2 protein-coding genes are annotated in these 1,488 nt (G+C 59.9%); one reads left to right on the top strand and one right to left on the bottom strand.

Annotated features, from left to right (window positions below):
- On the top strand, window positions 1–285 hold a 285-nt coding region (locus AC1DYF_RS40240; protein ID WP_477884522.1), incomplete at its 5' end, for a glycosyltransferase.
- 63 nt (window positions 286–348) lie between these two features.
- Here the strand turns inward: AC1DYF_RS40240 and AC1DYF_RS40235 are convergent.
- On the bottom strand, window positions 349–1,488 hold a 1,140-nt coding region (locus AC1DYF_RS40235), incomplete at its 5' end, for a calcium-binding protein (protein WP_477884520.1).

The following is a 1,488-nucleotide window of genomic DNA, read 5'->3' as shown; positions in this document are numbered from 1 at the left end:
GTCGTCGATCGCGGCGGTCCGGGAAGCGCGGTCTCGCCGCTCTGTGCCGTAAAGCTCTCCGCCACCACGCCCGACGCGCTGGCAATCGATGTCGCCGAGGCGATCCGCCGGCTGGCGACGGATGCTGCGCTACGCCGAAAGATGGGTGTCGCCGCCTACGAGCATGTCCGGCAAACCGCCCTGTGGTCGGCAAAACTGGATCGGATGGATTGCATCTATGCCGACCTGATCAAACAGGCCCAAAGGTCGGCACACGTTGCCATTGCCCAGGGCATCCCCGGGTAGGGAGGAGCCGCACTACACACAGGATCGGTCACGGGCGATGGATTTACCCGCGACCGGCTTTTGTCACCAAAGCTGGATGTCAGACGCCGTCAGTGCATAACCGTTGTCAAACACGGCGATCTGCACCTTCGCAGCCGACCCGTTGCCATCGCTGTCATAGTAGAGCGTATTATGGGCTTGGTCGTAGATGAAGCGATCATCTGCGTCGAGTGCCGCTGTGCCGATCCTGAACGCATTTGCATTCAAGGGGCCGGTTGGGCCGGAGGTGACGTCAAACACCAGTTTGTCACCTGAGCTAAAGTCGGTGATATGGTCAACGCCCGTGAAAGTGACGGCATTCTGCCGGAACATGAACCGGTCGGCCCCTGCACCGCCAGTCAGACGGTCCTGGCCGCTCTGGCCTTCGATAACATCATTGCCTGAGCCTCCGTCAATCACGTCGTTGCCGGCATCTCCGTAGAGAGTGTCGTCACCCGTGCCGCCGCTCACCGTGTTGGCGCCGCTGTTGCCGGCAATCCAGTTGTTGAGTTCATTTCCCGTGGCATTCACGTCTGCGCCACCGGTGAGCGTCAAATGTTCGACATTTGCGCCCAGCGCGTAGGATACGCTCGAATAGACGTGGTCATCACCGCCGCCGGCAGCCTCGATGACGATATCACCGGGATTGTCGACAAAGTAGCCGTCATTGCCAGCTCCGCCGATCAGCGTGTCGGCGCCGGCAGCGCCGTTCAGGAAGTCGACGCCGGAATTACCTGTCAGCGTATCTGAAAAGCTGGATCCAAGCAGGTTCTCTATGCTGATGAAGGTGTCTCCGGTCGCAGAGCCGCCCGAAGCGGCGCCTGTCTGGAGATTGACATTCACCCCCGCAACCGAACCGGCATAGGACGCCGTATCAGATCCATTGCCTCCGTTGAGCACATCGGCACCGGCACCGCCTTGCAGGAAGTCGTTACCGTCAAGCCCTACATAAGTTTCGTTTCCCGTGTTGACGTTGGAAAGCAACGAGTCATTTCCCGAAGTGCCCGTATAAACCGTAGCGCCGCCGCCCGAGACTGGCGTTTGGTCCAGGCCGACATTACCGCTGAGGATCGGCTTATCGTCGTAGAAGGCATAATTGCCCCATAGACCGTCGCCGATCTGGTTGTTGGTGATCTTGATCGAGTTGTCGTCCACGGTGCCGCCACCGAAACGGCCGTCGAGATA

Source organism: Rhizobium sp. P2_G9 (assembly GCF_056403475.1).
Note: the sequence above shows the minus strand (reverse complement) of the source record. Positions and strands in the feature narration are given on the sequence as shown.